At 63.8% G+C, this 14,848-nt stretch carries 18 protein-coding genes; 12 read left to right on the top strand and 6 right to left on the bottom strand.

Annotated elements, in window-relative coordinates; translation table 11 throughout:
- Positions 1 to 128: 128 nt before the first annotated feature.
- Both AC5ZG1_RS24370 and AC5ZG1_RS24365 read right to left on the bottom strand, forming a co-directional pair.
- Positions 129 to 479: a hypothetical protein gene (locus tag AC5ZG1_RS24370; RefSeq protein ID WP_028162519.1), complete on the bottom strand. Its 351-nt coding sequence runs from the start codon at positions 477 to 479 to the stop codon at positions 129 to 131.
- Positions 476 to 1,264, bottom strand: coding sequence for an alpha/beta fold hydrolase (locus AC5ZG1_RS24365; protein ID WP_496134289.1), 789 nt, complete (start codon positions 1,262 to 1,264; stop codon positions 476 to 478). Before AC5ZG1_RS24365 ends, AC5ZG1_RS24370 begins: the two co-directional genes overlap by 4 nt.
- A gap of 211 nt (positions 1,265 to 1,475) precedes the next feature.
- Here AC5ZG1_RS24365 and AC5ZG1_RS24360 point away from each other — a divergent pair, with 211 nt between their 5' ends.
- A complete protein-coding gene (locus AC5ZG1_RS24360; protein ID WP_496134288.1) occupies positions 1,476 to 2,576 on the top strand; it encodes an HD-GYP domain-containing protein in 1,101 nt (366 codons plus the stop codon).
- Between the two features lie 173 nt (positions 2,577 to 2,749).
- Here AC5ZG1_RS24360 and AC5ZG1_RS24355 read toward each other — a convergent pair whose 3' ends face one another.
- Together AC5ZG1_RS24355 and AC5ZG1_RS24350 are read right to left on the bottom strand one after the other, a co-directional pair.
- A complete protein-coding gene (locus tag AC5ZG1_RS24355) occupies positions 2,750 to 4,324 on the bottom strand; it encodes an AMP-binding protein (protein WP_496134287.1) in 1,575 nt (524 codons plus the stop codon).
- Positions 4,325 to 4,543: 219 nt separating this feature from the next.
- Positions 4,544 to 4,963 carry a VOC family protein gene (locus AC5ZG1_RS24350; RefSeq protein WP_496134286.1) on the bottom strand — a complete coding sequence of 140 codons (420 nt, stop codon included), beginning with the start codon at positions 4,961 to 4,963 and terminating at the stop codon, positions 4,544 to 4,546.
- Between the two features lie 137 nt (positions 4,964 to 5,100).
- Here AC5ZG1_RS24350 and AC5ZG1_RS24345 point away from each other — a divergent pair, with 137 nt between their 5' ends.
- The 10 genes from AC5ZG1_RS24345 to AC5ZG1_RS24300 all read left to right on the top strand — a co-directional run bounded on the left by AC5ZG1_RS24345 (position 5,101) and on the right by AC5ZG1_RS24300 (position 11,049).
- Positions 5,101 to 6,075, top strand: coding sequence for a Bug family tripartite tricarboxylate transporter substrate binding protein (locus tag AC5ZG1_RS24345; RefSeq protein ID WP_496134285.1), 975 nt, complete (start codon positions 5,101 to 5,103; stop codon positions 6,073 to 6,075).
- A 122-nt stretch (positions 6,076 to 6,197) separates the two neighbouring features.
- A complete protein-coding gene (locus tag AC5ZG1_RS24340; protein WP_456644266.1) occupies positions 6,198 to 6,473 on the top strand; it encodes a DUF3551 domain-containing protein in 276 nt (91 codons plus the stop codon).
- 318 nt (positions 6,474 to 6,791) lie between these two features.
- A complete protein-coding gene (locus AC5ZG1_RS24335) occupies positions 6,792 to 7,238 on the top strand; it encodes an ArsR/SmtB family transcription factor (RefSeq protein WP_456644267.1) in 447 nt (148 codons plus the stop codon).
- Positions 7,238 to 7,582: an SRPBCC family protein gene (locus tag AC5ZG1_RS24330; protein WP_496134284.1), complete on the top strand. Its 345-nt coding sequence runs from the start codon at positions 7,238 to 7,240 to the stop codon at positions 7,580 to 7,582. Before AC5ZG1_RS24335 ends, AC5ZG1_RS24330 begins: the two co-directional genes overlap by 1 nt.
- A gap of 21 nt (positions 7,583 to 7,603) precedes the next feature.
- Complete coding sequence (locus AC5ZG1_RS24325) at positions 7,604 to 8,341, top strand: DUF899 domain-containing protein (protein WP_496134283.1); 738 nt, start codon at positions 7,604 to 7,606, stop codon at positions 8,339 to 8,341.
- Positions 8,342 to 8,480: 139 nt separating this feature from the next.
- Complete coding sequence (locus AC5ZG1_RS24320; protein WP_130225788.1) at positions 8,481 to 8,840, top strand: DUF1428 domain-containing protein; 360 nt, start codon at positions 8,481 to 8,483, stop codon at positions 8,838 to 8,840.
- A 121-nt stretch (positions 8,841 to 8,961) separates the two neighbouring features.
- Complete coding sequence (locus tag AC5ZG1_RS24315) at positions 8,962 to 9,579, top strand: hypothetical protein (protein ID WP_130225789.1); 618 nt, start codon at positions 8,962 to 8,964, stop codon at positions 9,577 to 9,579.
- Complete coding sequence (locus AC5ZG1_RS24310) at positions 9,566 to 9,946, top strand: transcriptional regulator (RefSeq protein WP_456644268.1); 381 nt, start codon at positions 9,566 to 9,568, stop codon at positions 9,944 to 9,946. The genes AC5ZG1_RS24315 and AC5ZG1_RS24310 overlap by 14 nt, the downstream gene beginning before the upstream one ends.
- Before the next feature lie 33 nt (positions 9,947 to 9,979).
- Positions 9,980 to 10,702: a di-trans,poly-cis-decaprenylcistransferase gene (locus AC5ZG1_RS24305; protein ID WP_496134282.1), complete on the top strand. Its 723-nt coding sequence runs from the start codon at positions 9,980 to 9,982 to the stop codon at positions 10,700 to 10,702.
- Positions 10,703 to 10,890: 188 nt separating this feature from the next.
- Complete coding sequence (locus tag AC5ZG1_RS24300) at positions 10,891 to 11,049, top strand: hypothetical protein (RefSeq protein WP_165435197.1); 159 nt, start codon at positions 10,891 to 10,893, stop codon at positions 11,047 to 11,049.
- 28 nt (positions 11,050 to 11,077) lie between these two features.
- Here AC5ZG1_RS24300 and AC5ZG1_RS24295 read toward each other — a convergent pair whose 3' ends face one another.
- Complete coding sequence (locus AC5ZG1_RS24295; RefSeq protein WP_496134281.1) at positions 11,078 to 11,590, bottom strand: DUF1697 domain-containing protein; 513 nt, start codon at positions 11,588 to 11,590, stop codon at positions 11,078 to 11,080.
- Between the two features lie 80 nt (positions 11,591 to 11,670).
- Between AC5ZG1_RS24295 and AC5ZG1_RS24290 the strand changes: the two genes are divergently transcribed.
- The gene (locus tag AC5ZG1_RS24290) at positions 11,671 to 12,882 is read left to right on the top strand and encodes a threonine ammonia-lyase (protein WP_496134280.1); all 1,212 of its coding nucleotides are present in this window, start codon (positions 11,671 to 11,673) and stop codon (positions 12,880 to 12,882) included.
- A gap of 135 nt (positions 12,883 to 13,017) precedes the next feature.
- Here the strand turns inward: AC5ZG1_RS24290 and poxB are convergent, their stop codons facing one another.
- Positions 13,018 to 14,745, bottom strand: coding sequence for a ubiquinone-dependent pyruvate dehydrogenase (poxB, locus tag AC5ZG1_RS24285; protein WP_496134279.1), 1,728 nt, complete (start codon positions 14,743 to 14,745; stop codon positions 13,018 to 13,020).
- Between the last annotated feature and the right edge of the window lie 103 nt (positions 14,746 to 14,848).

Raw genomic sequence — 14,848 nt, 5'->3', positions numbered from 1 at the left:
TTGCAATTGCGGTTCGCGAAAGAGGAGCGGGTAGATCATGATCCGATTACGGAATCGGATCATGATCTCCTCTCTTGTTTGAGCATGATCTTTTCGGAAAACCGGTTTCCACTTTTCCGGATCATGCTCTACCGCCACATCCAGTTCTGGCCCCAGTCGGCTTTCCAGCCGGCGAGCCGTCCTTTGCGGAACTGCAGGAACAGCCGGTCCTTGTGCGGGAACAGGCCGCTGCCACCGAGGTCACGGAAGGTGAGATAGATCTCGTTGCCGGGACGTCCGCTAATGTAGGTGAGGGGCGTGCCGAGCGCGCGCGACGTCTCTTCCACATCCATCCCGAACACCAGCGGCGTAATGTTCGACAGCGTCGTCACGAAAGTGGATGGCGCAGGAGCAGGACCGCCAAATGGCGGCAGGTGTTGCGCGTAGGCCGGTTCCGCGGCAGCGGCGAGCACGAGCAGTGTCGCGGTCATCCTCCTCATGACGCAGCCTTCTGCTCCGACTTGACTTCGAGGCTACCGAGGAACGGCAACACCGCCTCGATGAAGGCTTGCGGCTGATCGATATTGACGGCGTGGCCGGCGGCCGGGATCACGATCTTCTGCGCGCCGCGGATCTTGGCCGCCATATAGTCGGAGGCGGCGAGGAACGGCGTGTCGTCGGCGCCGACCACGATCAGCGACGGCACCTTGATCTCGGGCAGCGACTCGATCACGCGCGCGTCGCGCTGGGTCAGCATGCCGCGGGCGGCAAGTGCAAGACCGGTGGCATCGCGGTGCGTTACCGTCGAGCGCTCACGGCTGAACGACTTTAAAAGGTCCAGGCCTTCGCGCTCGAACTTCTCTGCGGTGTCGTAGGCGCGCTTGTTCCAGGCATCGCGGGCGTCGTCCTTCTTGAAGCCGGGTCCGGTGTCGATGATCAGGAGCGCGCGCACCCGCTCCGGGTGGGCGCGATAGAATGCAAGCGACATATAGCCGCCGAGCGAGAGCCCGCCGACGATCGCCTTTTCCGCGCCGACCGTATCGAGCAGCGCGGCCATGTCGGCGACCGTCAGGGCTTCGCTATAGGACGCGGGATCGCTCGGATAGTCCGACTGGCCGTGGCCGCGCATGTCCCACAGCACCAGCCTGTGGCGCTTCGACAGCGCCCCGACCTGGCCCTGCCACATCGCGGAGGTCGATGAATAGCCGTGGGTCAAAAGCAGGGGAGGGCCATCGCCATGGACCTCGTAATAAATCTCGACCCCATCTCGCTTGATTTTCGGCATTGCGTTTCCCCGACCAGATTTTCCGCAGCGATGCTGCGCAATCATCCTAGCGCGATCCGTTCGCGGGTGGGAAATGCGGAAATCGAAGGTCCGATCGTTAAAATTCTAGCATTTCCGCTAGACCGCTGTTCATCACGCCCATTAAGCCGGAGGGAACCCCTTTTCCGCTAGCCTTCGCTGTCGATCGTCATTGCGAACGCCCAGGAATTTCATGACAGCGTTAGCCAACAAGAATTCGCTAAGACGCCGCCGCCTGTTGCTGGCCTCGGATCGAGGCGACCAGAGCAGCGAACTGGCGAGGATTTTGCGGTCCGTCGGCGAGGTCGATACCATCTCGACCGCGGAGATTCCCGAGAAGCCCGCGGATAATCTTTCGGGCATCGTGGTCGACATCAACCTGCGCTCGCCCGAGAGCGTGCAGCTCGTGCGCAACAAGCTCAGGACGGAAGCCTATCGCGAAATGCCGCGCCTGTTCGTGCTGCAGGATGCATTGCACCACGCGACCATGCAGGCCTGGGCGCTCGGGGCCACCGACACGATCTCGCGTCCGTTCGACGCTGCCGGACTGTTGCAGCGCATTCGCGCCGCGTTTCCGGACGCCGACGGCTACGATGAAACCGATCGCGGCAAGGCGCTGAACCGCGGCGTCGAGGCGGCGCACGCGGTCATGGTCAAGATGTTCGAAAAGCTGCCGGCCGGCGTGCCCCTGCAATTCAGCGACATCGTCGCCGCCGAGCGCAAGATCCTGAAGGCGATCAAGCACTCATCCTTGCGCGAATGGCTGACCATGGTCGGCTGCCATCACACCGACACCTATCGTCATTGCCTGTTCGTGACCGGCTTTGCGGTGGCGTTCGCGCAGCACCTCGGCATGCGCGAGGACGACCAGCGCCGCCTCGCCCGCGCGGCGCTCTTGCACGATGTCGGCAAGGCGTTCATCCCGACCTCGATCCTGGACAAGCCGACCGAATTGACGGCGGACGAGATGGCCGAGATGCGCGAGCATCCGCGGCGCGGCTACGAGGCGCTCATGGTCCAAGGCGGCTTTCCGCCTGAAATGCTCGACGTGGTGCTGCACCATCACGAGATGCTGGACGGCTCCGGCTATCCGAATGGCCTCCACGGCGGCCAGATCAGCGACATCGTGCGGGTCACCACCATCGTCGATATCTATGCCGCGCTGGTGGAGAGGCGCGCCTACCGGCTGCAGTTCACCCACGCCAAGGCGTTTGCGATCATGGAAGATATGGGCGCCAAGCTCGACCAGCAATTGCTGCAGGCGTTCCGCCCGGTCGCGTTCGGGCATTATTGATTCGGACTGCTCCGCCCGTGATTGCGAGGAGCCAACGGGTCCCGCCTCTGGCGGGCCCGATGACAGGCTCCACGACGAAGCGATCCATGCTTCCGCAAGCGGCACCATGGATTGCTTCGCTTCGCTCGCAATGACGTGGAGAGGCGTAGCTCCGGAAATGACGCGTCCGCGTGTCACTCCAGCAGCTTGCGCAACTCCGCTTTGGCGACCTTCTCCAGCGTCGAGCGCGGCATGTCGTCGACGAAGCGGATTTCGCGCGGCACCTTGAAGTCGGCGAGCGCGTTGCGGCAGGCGGCCATGACATCGTCGTGCAGGCCTGCGGGTGCGACGCCGCCCTGCGGAATGATGAAGACCACCGGCACCTCCTCGAGCATCGGGTGCTTCTTTGCAACCACCGCCGCCTCGCGCACGCCTGCTACCACCGCGATCACCTGTTCGATCTCGGACGCCGCGACGTTCTCGCCGCCGACCTTCAGCATGTCCTTGGCGCGGTCGCCGAACTTGACGAAGCCGTGTTCGAGCAACATGACGCGGTCGCCGGTCAGGAAATAGCCGTGCTCGTCGAAGCTTTCCTGGGTAGCCTTTTCGTTGTGCAGATATTCCTTGAACAGCGACAATCCGGGAATGCCCTTGATCGAGAGATTGCCGGTGCCGCCGACTTCCGTCGCCGAGCCGTTATCATTGGTGATCCGGATCGAGTATTCGCTCGCCGCGCGGCCGATCGACATCGGCGCGTTCGGCTGGTCGACCTCGCCGACGATGCCGTGGGTGATGGTCTCCGTCATGCCCCACCAGCCGATGGTCCTGACGCCGAACGCGGCAAAGGCCGGCGGCTCGCACACCGCCGTGCCCCAGAGCCGGAACTTGTGATTCTTCGGGATCTCGTGCTCCACCAGCGCCTTCATGCAGAATGGGATGGTCGAGGTCCAGGTGCAGCCATGCTCCAGCGCGACGCCCCAGAACCGGCTTGCGGAAAAGCGCGGCTGGATCACACAGGAGGCACCGACCCAGAGCGTCGCCAGCATCGAATAGGCCAGCGCATTGGTGTGGAACAGTGGCAGGTAGGTCTGGTGCACATCGCCGGCATGCAGGTCTTCGTGCGCGGCATTGACCTTGGCGCCCCACAGCGCATTGGCATGGGTCCACAACACCGCCTTCGGGCGCGATGTCGTGCCGGAGGTGTATTGCACGCTGCAGGGGGCGAGCGGGTCGGTGGCGCGGCGCGGCCGGTCGGCGCTGTCGGCGAACAGCGCTTCAAAACTGTCGCTACGTGAGGTGGCCTGTGCCGGCGCGGCGCCGGCGTTATGCGAGATCACGGCGATCCAGCGCAGCTCGCGGCAATTGGCCGCGATCAGTTCCGCGTAGGCCGGCTGGGTGATGGCGGCGACCGCGCCGCAATGCCCGGCGAAATATTCCATCTCGGCGGCGGCCGAGCGCGTGTTGGTGGTGACCGCGATCGCGCCAAGTTCGACGCAGGCGAACCAGGCAAGCATCGCCTCGATGCAATTGTCGAGATGGATCAGCACATATTCGCCGGGCCTGATGCCGCGTCTCGCAAGTCCTGCGGCCAGCGCGCCGACGCGCTCGTGAAATTCGCCATAGGTCCATTTTCGCGCCGGCGCCTCGAACGGCGCCCAGATCAGAAACGGGTGATCGCGCCGGACCTCGGCGCGCATCCGAAGCAGCCACGGAACGTCGAGGCCTGCGAACGGTCCCACGATCCCAGGTGCTGCCTGTGAATTGGTCATGCTTCCTCCCGTGCAACCTTGCCGGCTGCTTTCGTCGTGCTTGTTCGGAGGACAGTTTTGCCACTGGATTCCGGCGCGATCAAATCGCGCTATTTCTCCCGTCATGGCCGGGCTTGACCCGGCCATCCACGAAACCGCGGCAAGCAAGACGTGGATGCCCGGGTCAAGCCCGGGCATGACGACTGAGGGCGTGCTCGGAAAGGTGCGCTTACTTCGCGCTTACTTGCCGCCATCCTCATACGACGAAATCTCGATCAGGCTGCCGTCGGGATCGCGGCAATAGACCGAGCGCAGCATGCCGCGCGCGCCATGCCTGGGCACCGGGCCTTCCTCGATCCTGACGCCGTTGGCCTTCAGATGCGCGACCACCTGATCGGGCGTGCTGGAGGTGAGGAAGCAGAGGTCCTCGCTGCCGGGCGTCTCGTGGTCGGCCGTGAACCACTCGATCTTGGAGGCATCGCGCGGCCGCACATTGATCTTCTGGTTGCCGAACTCCAGCGATGTCCGTGGCGCCTTGCCTTCGCCGGGATCGAACACCTTGACCTCCATGCCGAGGATCCTGCTGTACCATTCGGTGGATCGCGCCACGTCGTACACGTTGATCACGAGATGGTCGAGCGCGTTCACCTTGACGGCCATGGCCTCATCCTTTCGTCGCGGTCCAGCGCGCAGGCCGCGCACTGGCTGTCCAATGCGTAGTTTGTTACAACGCGCGCCGTCACTCATTCAACAGAAACGGACCGGAGTGTGAACCCGGCCATATCGGAGGAAACTACATGATTTCACGCCGTACTGCGCTTGGCCTGATCGGTTCCGGGATTTCGACATTTGCGATCGGCCGCGCTTCGGCAGCGGCGGACTATCCGGCTCGGCCGGTCCGCTGGATCGTCGGCTATCCGCCGGGCGGCGCCACCGATATCCTGGCGCGTCTGATCGGGCAGCGGCTGTCGGAAAAGCTCGGACAGCAATTCGTGGTCGAGAACAAGCCCGGCGCCGGCAACAATATCGGCACGGAGGCCGCTGTTAATGCCGAGCCGGACGGCTACACCGTGCTGCTGGTCAATCCCGCGAACTACATCAACGCCACGCTGTATGCGAATTTGAAGTTCAATTTCGTTCGCGACATCGCGCCGGTCGCCTCGTTCCAGCGGGTGCCGAACGTGATGACTGTCAACAAGGATGTCCCGGCCAAAAACGTCGCCGAGTTCATCGCATATGTGAAGGCCAATCCCGGCAAGGTGAACATGGCCTCATCAGGCAATGGCACTTCGGTGCATCTCTCCGGCGAGATGTTCATGGCGATGAGCGGCGCCAAGATGCAGCACGTGCCCTATCGCGGCGCGGCGCCGGCCATCACCGACCTGCTTGCCGGTCAAGTGCACGTGATCTTCGACAACATGCCCTCGATCATCCAGCATATCCGCTCCGGCTCATTGCGGGCGCTCGGCGTCACCACGGCGGAGCGTTCATCGCAACTGCCCGACGTGCAGGCCATCAGCGAGACCGTGAAGGGCTATGAGGCGAGCGCCTTGTTCGGCATGGGCGCGCCAAAGAACACACCGAAGGAGATCATCGCCAAGCTCAACAGCGAGATCAACGCTGTGATGGCCGAGCCGGCGATGAAAACACGTTTGATTGAACTGGGCGGCGAGCCGCGCATCCAGACGCCGGAGGCGTTCGGCGCGGAGATCGTCGCCGAGACCGAAAAGTGGAGGAAAGTCGTCGAGGGCGCCGGGCTCAAGGTGGAATAGGACACAAGCGCGCACCAGCCAGAACCTTCCTGCGGCAATCGCGTTCTGAACCTTGACGCCGGCGATGAGACTACGCAGATGCGGGGCAATGGTCAGCTTGGCCCAGGCGAAGGAGAACGACGATGCGCAAACTGATGTTGGCAGTGCTGGCCGTGATGGCCGTCGGGGCGGGTGTCACCGCCGGCTCCGCTCCCGCCGCGGCCTACGACTATCCCTGGTGCGCCCAAGGCAGGGGCTTCGGCATTCCGGGCGACTGCTCGTATCAAACCTACGGGCAATGCATGGCGAGCGCGTCCGGCCGCAACCTCTATTGCAACATCAATCCACGCGTAGCCTTCGGTCAGCAACAGCCGCCGCGTCGCGGGCGCGTGCATAGGGACTATTATTATTACAACTGAGCTTGCGAACGGCGCGCTTCACGCGGTGCGCCTTCGCGGCGTGAGTTGATGTGCCCTCTCCCTTGTGGGAGAGGGCTGCGCCGGCGTCAGCAACAGACCCGCTAGGGTGAGGGGTTGTCTCCACAATCACCGTCGCCCGCGGAGACAACCCCTCATCCGTCGCGCATTGCATGCGCGCCACCTTCTCCCACAAGGGGAGAAGGAAAGAACGGCGCGCGCTAGTCGCTTCTGTCCCCTTCTCTTGCGCGCCAAATTTTCGTGAATGTTCTCGCGATACGCGCCATTGACTCGTGATCGATCGCGTCTATACTAAACCATATGGTTAAGTATCTCGACGAGACGCTGGACCGCACTTTCGCGGCGCTTTCCGATCCCACCCGCCGTGCGCTTCTGGCACGGCTTGGCGAGAAGGACGACTTGTCCGTGAGCGAGCTCGCGCAGCCATTTCAGATGTCGCTGCCCGCGATCATGAAGCATCTCGACGTGTTGTCGGATGCCGGCCTGATCACGCGGGAGAAGACCGGCCGCACGGTGGCGTGCCGGCTGACCGCGCGCCCGATGGAGCAGGCGATGGACTGGCTCAATCGCTATGTGCGCTTCTGGTCCGACAATTTCGATCGCCTTGCCGCCTTCGTGGAGGAAGACCCATGGCCATCAGCACCGCCAGCTCCGGCGCCGCCGCGCGCCCCGGCCTCACCCTCACGCGCCGCCTCCGTGCGCGGCCGGAAAAAGTCTACGCCGCGTGGACCGAACCGGAAAACCTAGTGCAGTGGTTCGGGCCGGCGAATGTGAAGCCCGGCTCGGTGCGGGCTGAGCTCGACGTTCGCGCCGGCGGGCACTACCGCATCAGTTTCACCGGCAACGACGGCGAATATCACGAAGTCGGCGGCGTCTATCGCGATGTCGTGCCAAACGAGCGGCTGGTCTTCAGTTGGGCCTGGCATTCGACCCCCGAGCGCGAGTCGCTGGTGACCGTATCGCTGAGGTCAGATGGCGCCGGCACGCTGCTGACCTTCCATCACGAGCAGTTCGTCGACGAGACCGCGCGCGACAATCATGAGCGCGGATGGACGGAGCTGTTCACCAAGCTGGAAAGTTTCATCGCTTGAATACTGTCAAGGGAGGACACCATGCAGCCACACAAAGTCGTGTCACGCGAGGAGTGGATTGAAGCCCGCAAGGTCCATATGGCGCATGAAAAGGAGCTCACCCGTGCCCGCGATGCCCTCAGCGCGGAGCGTCGGGCATTGCCCTGGGTCAAGATCGACAAGGCCTACATGTTCAACGGCCCGAACGGCAAGATAGCGCTCGCCGACCTGTTCAAGGGCAGGCCGCAACTCGTGGTGCAGCACTTCATGTTCGGGCCCGATTGGGACGAAGGCTGCAAGAGCTGCTCGTTCTGGGCCGACGGATACGAGCGCATGATCCCGCATCTTGCAGCGCGCGACACCACGCTGGTGGCGATCTCGCGTGCGCCATTCGAGAAGCTGGAAGCGTTCAGGAAACGGATGGGCTGGACGTTCGACTGGCTGTCCTCGGCCAACAGCGACTTCAATCATGATTTCGCCGTGTCGTTCACGCCGGAGGAAGTGAAGTCGGGCGCCAAGATCTACAATTTCGGCACGTCCGGCTTCGGTGTCGAGGAGGCGCCGGGCATCAGCGTGTTCTACCGCGATGAGACCGGCAGCATCTTCCACACCTATTCGTGCTTTGCCCGCGGCACCGACATGATGAACGCGGCCTATCAGTATCTCGATCTCACGCCGCTCGGCCGGCATGAAGAGGGCCTGCCTTATCCGATGGACTGGGTGCGGCACCGTGACCAATACCAGCCCACGCCGGTTCAGGCATGCTGTTGCCATAGCTAAGAGCCACTGTCGTCGTTCCGGGGCGATGCGCGAGCATCGAACCCGGAACCTCGAGATTCTCCGATGCGCAATTGCGCATCAGAGTTCACGCGCCGCGTGCCGCGGAATGACGGTGGCTGAACAACAACAGGAATCGCCCATGCCCTATGTCGATGGCTTCATCGTCGCCGTCCCGAAGAAGAATCTCGCCGCCTATGCCCAGATGTCGCGAAAGTGCGGCAAGATCTGGCGCGAGCATGGCGCGCTGGACTATCGCGAATGGGTCGCCGAGGACGTCAAGCCCGGCAAGCTCACCTCGTTCCCGCAAAGCGTCAAGCTGAAACCCGGCGAAACCGTCGTGTTCGCCTGGATCACCTACAAATCGCGTGCCCAGCGCGACAAGATCAATGCCAAGGTGATGGCGGATGAGCGTCTCAAACCCATGATGAACGGAAAGTCGATGCCCTTCGACGGCAAGCGCATGATCTATGGCGGATTTGCGAGCCTGGTGAAGGTGTAGCGGCGCTGGCGCTACACAAACTGTTTCCATGGAGACGGCCGAAGTGATCCAGTCGGCCGCTGGCTGACTTGCGCCCGTCTCGCGACTCGGTGTACTTTGCAATGCAAAGTTCGGACAACCGATGCGCGATCTCGACAAGGCCCTGGCCGACATTCTTGCCATCCGCAGCCAGATTGCGGCGGGCACGGCGTTCCGCGGCTATGGCCCGGCGACCGTGGCCGCCACCGGCGGCGTCGCGTTCTTGACAGCCATCCTGCAGTTCCTCTGGCTCAACAATCCGACCGGGAACCCGCTCACCTTCTTTGGCGGCTGGACCGTCGCCGCGCTGCTTTCGGCCGCGCTGATCTGGACCGAGATGCGGGCGCGCTCGCGCCGGCATCATTCCGGGCTCGCGGACGCCATGATCCAGCAAGCGGTCGAGCAGTTCCTGCCCGCGGGCGTCGCCGGCGTCTTGCTCGCGATCCTGTTGTGGAAGTTCGCGCCCGAAACGCTGTGGATGCTGCCCGGCCTGTGGCAGGTGCTGGTGAGCCTCGGCGTGTTCGCTTCTGTCCGCTCGTTGCCGCGCAGCATCGCCTTTGCCGGCGCCTGGTATTTCCTCTCGGGCTTTGCGGTGCTGGTGGTCGCGAGCCAGAGCCACGCCTTGTCGCCCTGGACCATGGGCCTGCCCTTTGTCGTCGGTCAGGTTTTGATGGCTGCCCTGTTGTATTTCGCCACCGGAGAAAACGATGTCGAAGATTGAAGCCAACACCGCGCCGTTCTCCTATGACGGTCTCGACCGCGTGATCCACGAGAAGGCGCGACTCGGGCTGATGACCTCGCTGATGACGCATCCCAAGGGATTGGCGTTCGCCGATCTCAAGCAGCTTTGCGGATTGACCGACGGTAATCTCAGCCGTCATCTGCAGGTGTTGCAGGAAGCCGGACTCGTCGAAGTCACCAAGAGGTATGAGGGCAATCGCCCGCACACCACTTGCCGCCTCACCAAGGCGGGCCGCCGCCGCTTCCTCGACTATCTGGCTGTGCTGGAACGGCTGGTGCGCGACGCCGCCAAGGCCGCGGGCAAGGAGGGCGCCGCGCCTTCCCAGCTCGGCATCCTGCCGGCCTGATCACGATTCCCTTTTTTGATCGGAGACTTTGTAATGCAAAGTGATATTTCCTCCAAACTTCACGTCGGCATCATCATGGACGGCAATGGAAGATGGGCGACGCGGAGGGGGTTGTCGCGGCTGCGCGGCCACGAGGCCGGGGTCGAAGCGATCCGCCGCATCGTCGAGGCAGCGCCAGAACAGGGGATCGGTACGCTGACACTCTATGCCTTCTCCAGCGACAATTGGCGCAGGCCGAAGACCGAGGTCACCGCGTTGATGGGCCTGTTGCGCTTCTATCTCGCCAACGAGATCCAGGCGCTGGTGCGCAATGGCGTCCGCCTCACCGTGATCGGCCGCCGCGATCGTCTGCCCAACGGCATTGCGGCTGCGATCGCCCGCGCGGAAGACGCGACGGCCGATGGCGACGCCCTGCATCTGCGCATCGCGGTCGATTACTCCGCCCGCGATGCCATCCTCAACGCCGCGACGCAGGTCGCCGGCTTTGGCAAGCTCACGCGCGAGGCCTTCTCAGAGCTCGTCACCGGCGAGCCGAATCTGCGCGACGTCGATCTCATCATCCGCACCAGCGGCGAAAAGCGCCTGTCCGATTTCATGCTGTGGGAAGGCGCCTACGCCGAGCTGCACTTCACCGATCGGATGTGGCCGGAGTTCGACGGGGACGATCTCGCCGAGGCGCTAGCCTCCTTCCACGGCCGGGAACGCCGCTTTGGCGGCTTGCAACCGGTCGCGCTGGAGGAAGTGCCGAGCCTCTGAGCTTGGCCCTCGGCGCCATTGAGCCCGCGACCAGGTCGGCCTCGAACCGCAGGAAAATCGGCGCCGCGGCAAGATGGCTTGTCGAAGCCGCGCCTGATTTGCGTCATCGTCGTCACACTAGGTTAACCCTTAGCGGCTAGCTAGGCGCACTGACCTTCCCGCGAACCAGTACAACCAGGGTCATTCCCATGGACAAGCAGATGCGCTGCCAATGCGGCCGGCAACGGACCGTCGCGCTGGACAAGCATTTCCGTACCGTCCTGCATTGTGAGAATTGCGACGTGGTCGAGCGGGCCGAGCCGGTGAGGCCGCGCGAGCACGCCCAGGCCGCACTCCAGGACGCTTGAGCCGGTCTCCACTTCGCTCAAAGTCGCTCTAGCCGCCCGACGCGAGCTCTACGAGTTTGGCGATCGTGTTGATGTTCCGCGCCGTGCCGTTCGTCGCCGCCGGTATCTTCAGCTTCGAGCGACCCATGCCTGAGCCATAGGCGACATAGATCTCGCGCTTGCCGAGGCGGACGTCCTCGTCCTGCTGCCCCCTGATCGCGGCAAGCGCATCGGGCGGCGGCGCTTCGTCGAGGAAGATCGCAACCGTCCAGTTCGGCTGCGCCTTGGGGAACGGATTGGCCTTCAGCACCGCGGCCATCTCCTCCGCAGTCCTGATCACCACGCCGATCGGGCTGCCCGCATAGGCCTGCAGCCGCTTCTCCAATGCAGCCTTCACCTTCCCGGCGGGCAATTTGCTGTCGAACACCACATTGCCGCTGGCGATATAGGTTTGTACGCTTGCAAATCCTTCGGCGACGCACATCGCTTTCAGCTCGGCCATTGGCAGCTTGCCGGTTCCGCCTACATTCACGGCACGGAGCAGGGCAATATAGGTTGGCATTCCAGACCGTATCCAAGGAGGGAGGCCGTGAGCATGCCACAGGCGCGCCAACAGGAGCTACAGGACAAACCGAGGTCAACTTGAAAAACCTTCCGATCACCCTGGCCGATATCAGGGCCGCCGCGGCCACCATCCGCGATTCCGTCATCGTCACCGCCTGCAACCAGAGCCGGACGCTGAGCGAGATCTGCGGCTGCGAGATCTGGCTCAAATTCGAGAATTTGCAGTTCACCTCCTCCTTCAAGGAACGCGGGGCGTTGAACCGCCTGCAAGCTTTGTCCCCGGAGGAACGACAGCGCGGCGTGATCGCGATGTCGGCCGGCAATCATGCGCAGGGCGTCGCCTACCACGCCTTGCGGCTCGGCATCCCCGCCACGATCGTGATGCCGATCGGCACGCCGATGGTGAAGATCGAGAATACGCGGCGCCATGGCGCCGAAGTCATCATCTCCGGCGCGACGCTGGAGGACGCCGCGCAGTTTGCCCGCAAGCTTTGCGAGACACGCGGCATGACCTTTGTCCATCCCTATGACGATCCGCTGATCATGGCTGGCCAGGGCACGATTGCACTGGAGATGCTGGCGTCCGTGCCGGATCTGGATGTGCTCGTCGTGCCGATCGGCGGCGGCGGGTTGATCTCAGGCATCGCGATCGCAGCCAAATCGCTCAAGCCCGGTTTGAAGATCATCGGCGTCCAGGCCCAGCTCTACCCGTCGATGCACAACGCGGTCAGGAACGAGCATCTGCCGATGCGCGGCGACACCCTTGCCGAGGGCATTGCGGTCAAGTCGCCGGGCCAGATCACGACCAAGATCGTGCGCGAATTGGTCGACGACATCCTGCTGGTCACGGAAGATCAGATCGAGCGCGCGGTATCGATGCTGATCTCGATCGAGAAGACGGTCGTCGAAGGGGCCGGTGCCGTGGGCCTCGCGGCGGTATTGGCCGCGCCGCAGCGCTTCGCGGGGCAGAAGGTCGGCCTGGTCCTGACCGGCGGAAACATCGACACGCGCCTGATCGCCTCGGTGCTGACGCGCGAGCTCGCGCGCGAGGGACGGTTGACGCAGCTCACGCTCGACATCGTCGACCGACCCGGCCAGCTCGCCGCGGTCTCGGCGCTGCTCGCCGAAGCCGGTGCGAATATCATCGAAGTCTCGCACCAGCGCACCTTCTCGGCGCTCCCGGCGAAGGCGACGCTGCTCGAGCTCGTGATCGAAACCCGTGACCGCGCGCATCTGGACGATGTGCTGGCCAAGCTCGCGGGATCGGGTTTTTCGGCGCGCTGCACGTAGCGGCGGTGATCCCACCTCTCCCGCTTGCGGGAGAGGTCGGCGCGAAGCGCCGGGTGAGGGTTCTCTCCACTCAGGGAATCCCGATGCGGAGACACCCTCACCCCGCCCTCTCCCGCAAGCGGGAGAGGGAGCCTCTCACCGCAAGAGATTGGTCCGCGCCAGCGTGACGACCTCGTCGGCACGGCCGTTCAGCACTGCCTGCACCATGTAGAGCGTGAAGCCTTTGGCCATTTCGGTGGTGACCTTGGGCGGCATGGCGAGCTCAAGGCGGTTGACGACGGCGTCGATCACGACGGGTCCGGGATGCGCGAAGGCCTCGGCAAGCTTGCCCTCGACCTCGGACGGATCCTCGATGCGGACACCCTTGATGCCGGTGGCCTCCGCCATGGCGGCAAAGTTCGGGTTCTTCAGCTCGGTGCCGGTGTCGAGGAAGCCGGAGGATTTCTGCTCGAGCTCGATGAAGCCGAGCGCGCCATTGTTGAACACGATCACCTTAACCGGCAGCTTGAGCTGGGAAAGGCTGAGGAGATCGCCCATCAGCATGGTGAAGCCGCCATCGCCGGAAAGCGAGATGACCTGGCGTCCCGGCGCGGCCGCCTGGGCGCCGATCGCCTGTGCCATCGCGTTGGCCATCGAGCCATGCCAGAACGAGCCGATCAGGCGGCGCTTGCCGTTCATCGCGAGATAGCGCGCCGCCCAGACTGTCGGCAGGCCGACGTCGCAGGTGAAGATCGCGTCCTCACTGGCGAGCTGGCTTGCGACACGCGCGATCTGCTGCGGATGCAGCGTGCCGCCCTTGCGGCCGGAGGCGAGCTCGTCGAGGCCGCGGCGTGCTTCGGCATAATGCTTGCGCGCACCGTCGAGAAACCGCCGATCATCCTTGGCCGTCAGTCGCGCCAACAATGCGCGCACCGTCGGGCCGACCTGTCCGATGACGCCGAGCTCGACCGGCACGCGCCGGCCGATCGCCTCGGGCCTGACGTCGACTTGCGCGATCCGCGCGCCCTTCGGATAGAACTGCCGATAGGGGAAGTCGGTGCCGAGCATCAGCAGCGTGTCGCAGTTTTCCATGGCGTGATAGCCCGAGGAAAACCCGATCAGGCCGGTCATGCCGACGTCGTAAGGATTGTCCCACTCGACATATTCCTTGCCGCGCATGGCGTGGACGATTGGCGATTTCAGGGCTTCCGCAAGCTGCATCAATTCGTCGTGTGCGCCGGCGCAGCCGCTGCCGCAGAGCAGCGTGACGCGCTCCGACTGGTTCAGGAGGTCGGCGAGCTGCTTGAGTGCGGCATCGGATGGCGCCACCTCCGGCTGCGACAGCACCAGCCCTGTCGATGCCGAGGCCGAGGTGCCGGTGGCTGGCTTGAGCGCGATGTCGCCGGGAATCACGATGACGCTGACGCAACGTTCGCCGATCGCACGCCGCACGGCGATCTCGATCGCGCGGGGCATCTGTTCGGCGCTCGACACCAATTCGCAATAGGTCGAGCATTCCTTGAACAGATGCTCCGGATGCGTCTCCTGGAAAAAGCCCGAGCCGATCTCGGGCGAAGGGATATGCGCGGCGATTGCCACTACCGGCACACGCGAACGATGGCAGTCGAACAGGCCGTTGATCAGATGCAGATTGCCGGGGCCGCAGCTTCCGGCGCAGACCGCGAGTTCGCCGGTGATGTGCGCCTCGGCGCCGGCGGCGAAGGCCGCGACTTCCTCATGGCGCACATGCAGCCATTCAACGCCGCCGTGGCGGCGCAGCGCGTCAGTGAATCCGTTCAAGCTGTCACCGACAATGCCGTAGATGCGTTTCACGCCGGCTGCGGCAAAGGTCTCGACCATCTGGTCGGCAACGGTGCGGGCCATGAGGTTCTCCCTGGGGAATCAAGGTTTCGATCGGGGCATGCGTCCGGCGGCCTAGAAGATAGGCCATTCGGCCGACTGGGATATTTCGGGTTCGCACGACCTC

The organism is Bradyrhizobium sp. Leo78 (assembly GCF_059512425.1).
Note: the sequence above shows the minus strand (reverse complement) of the source record. Positions and strands in the feature narration are given on the sequence as shown.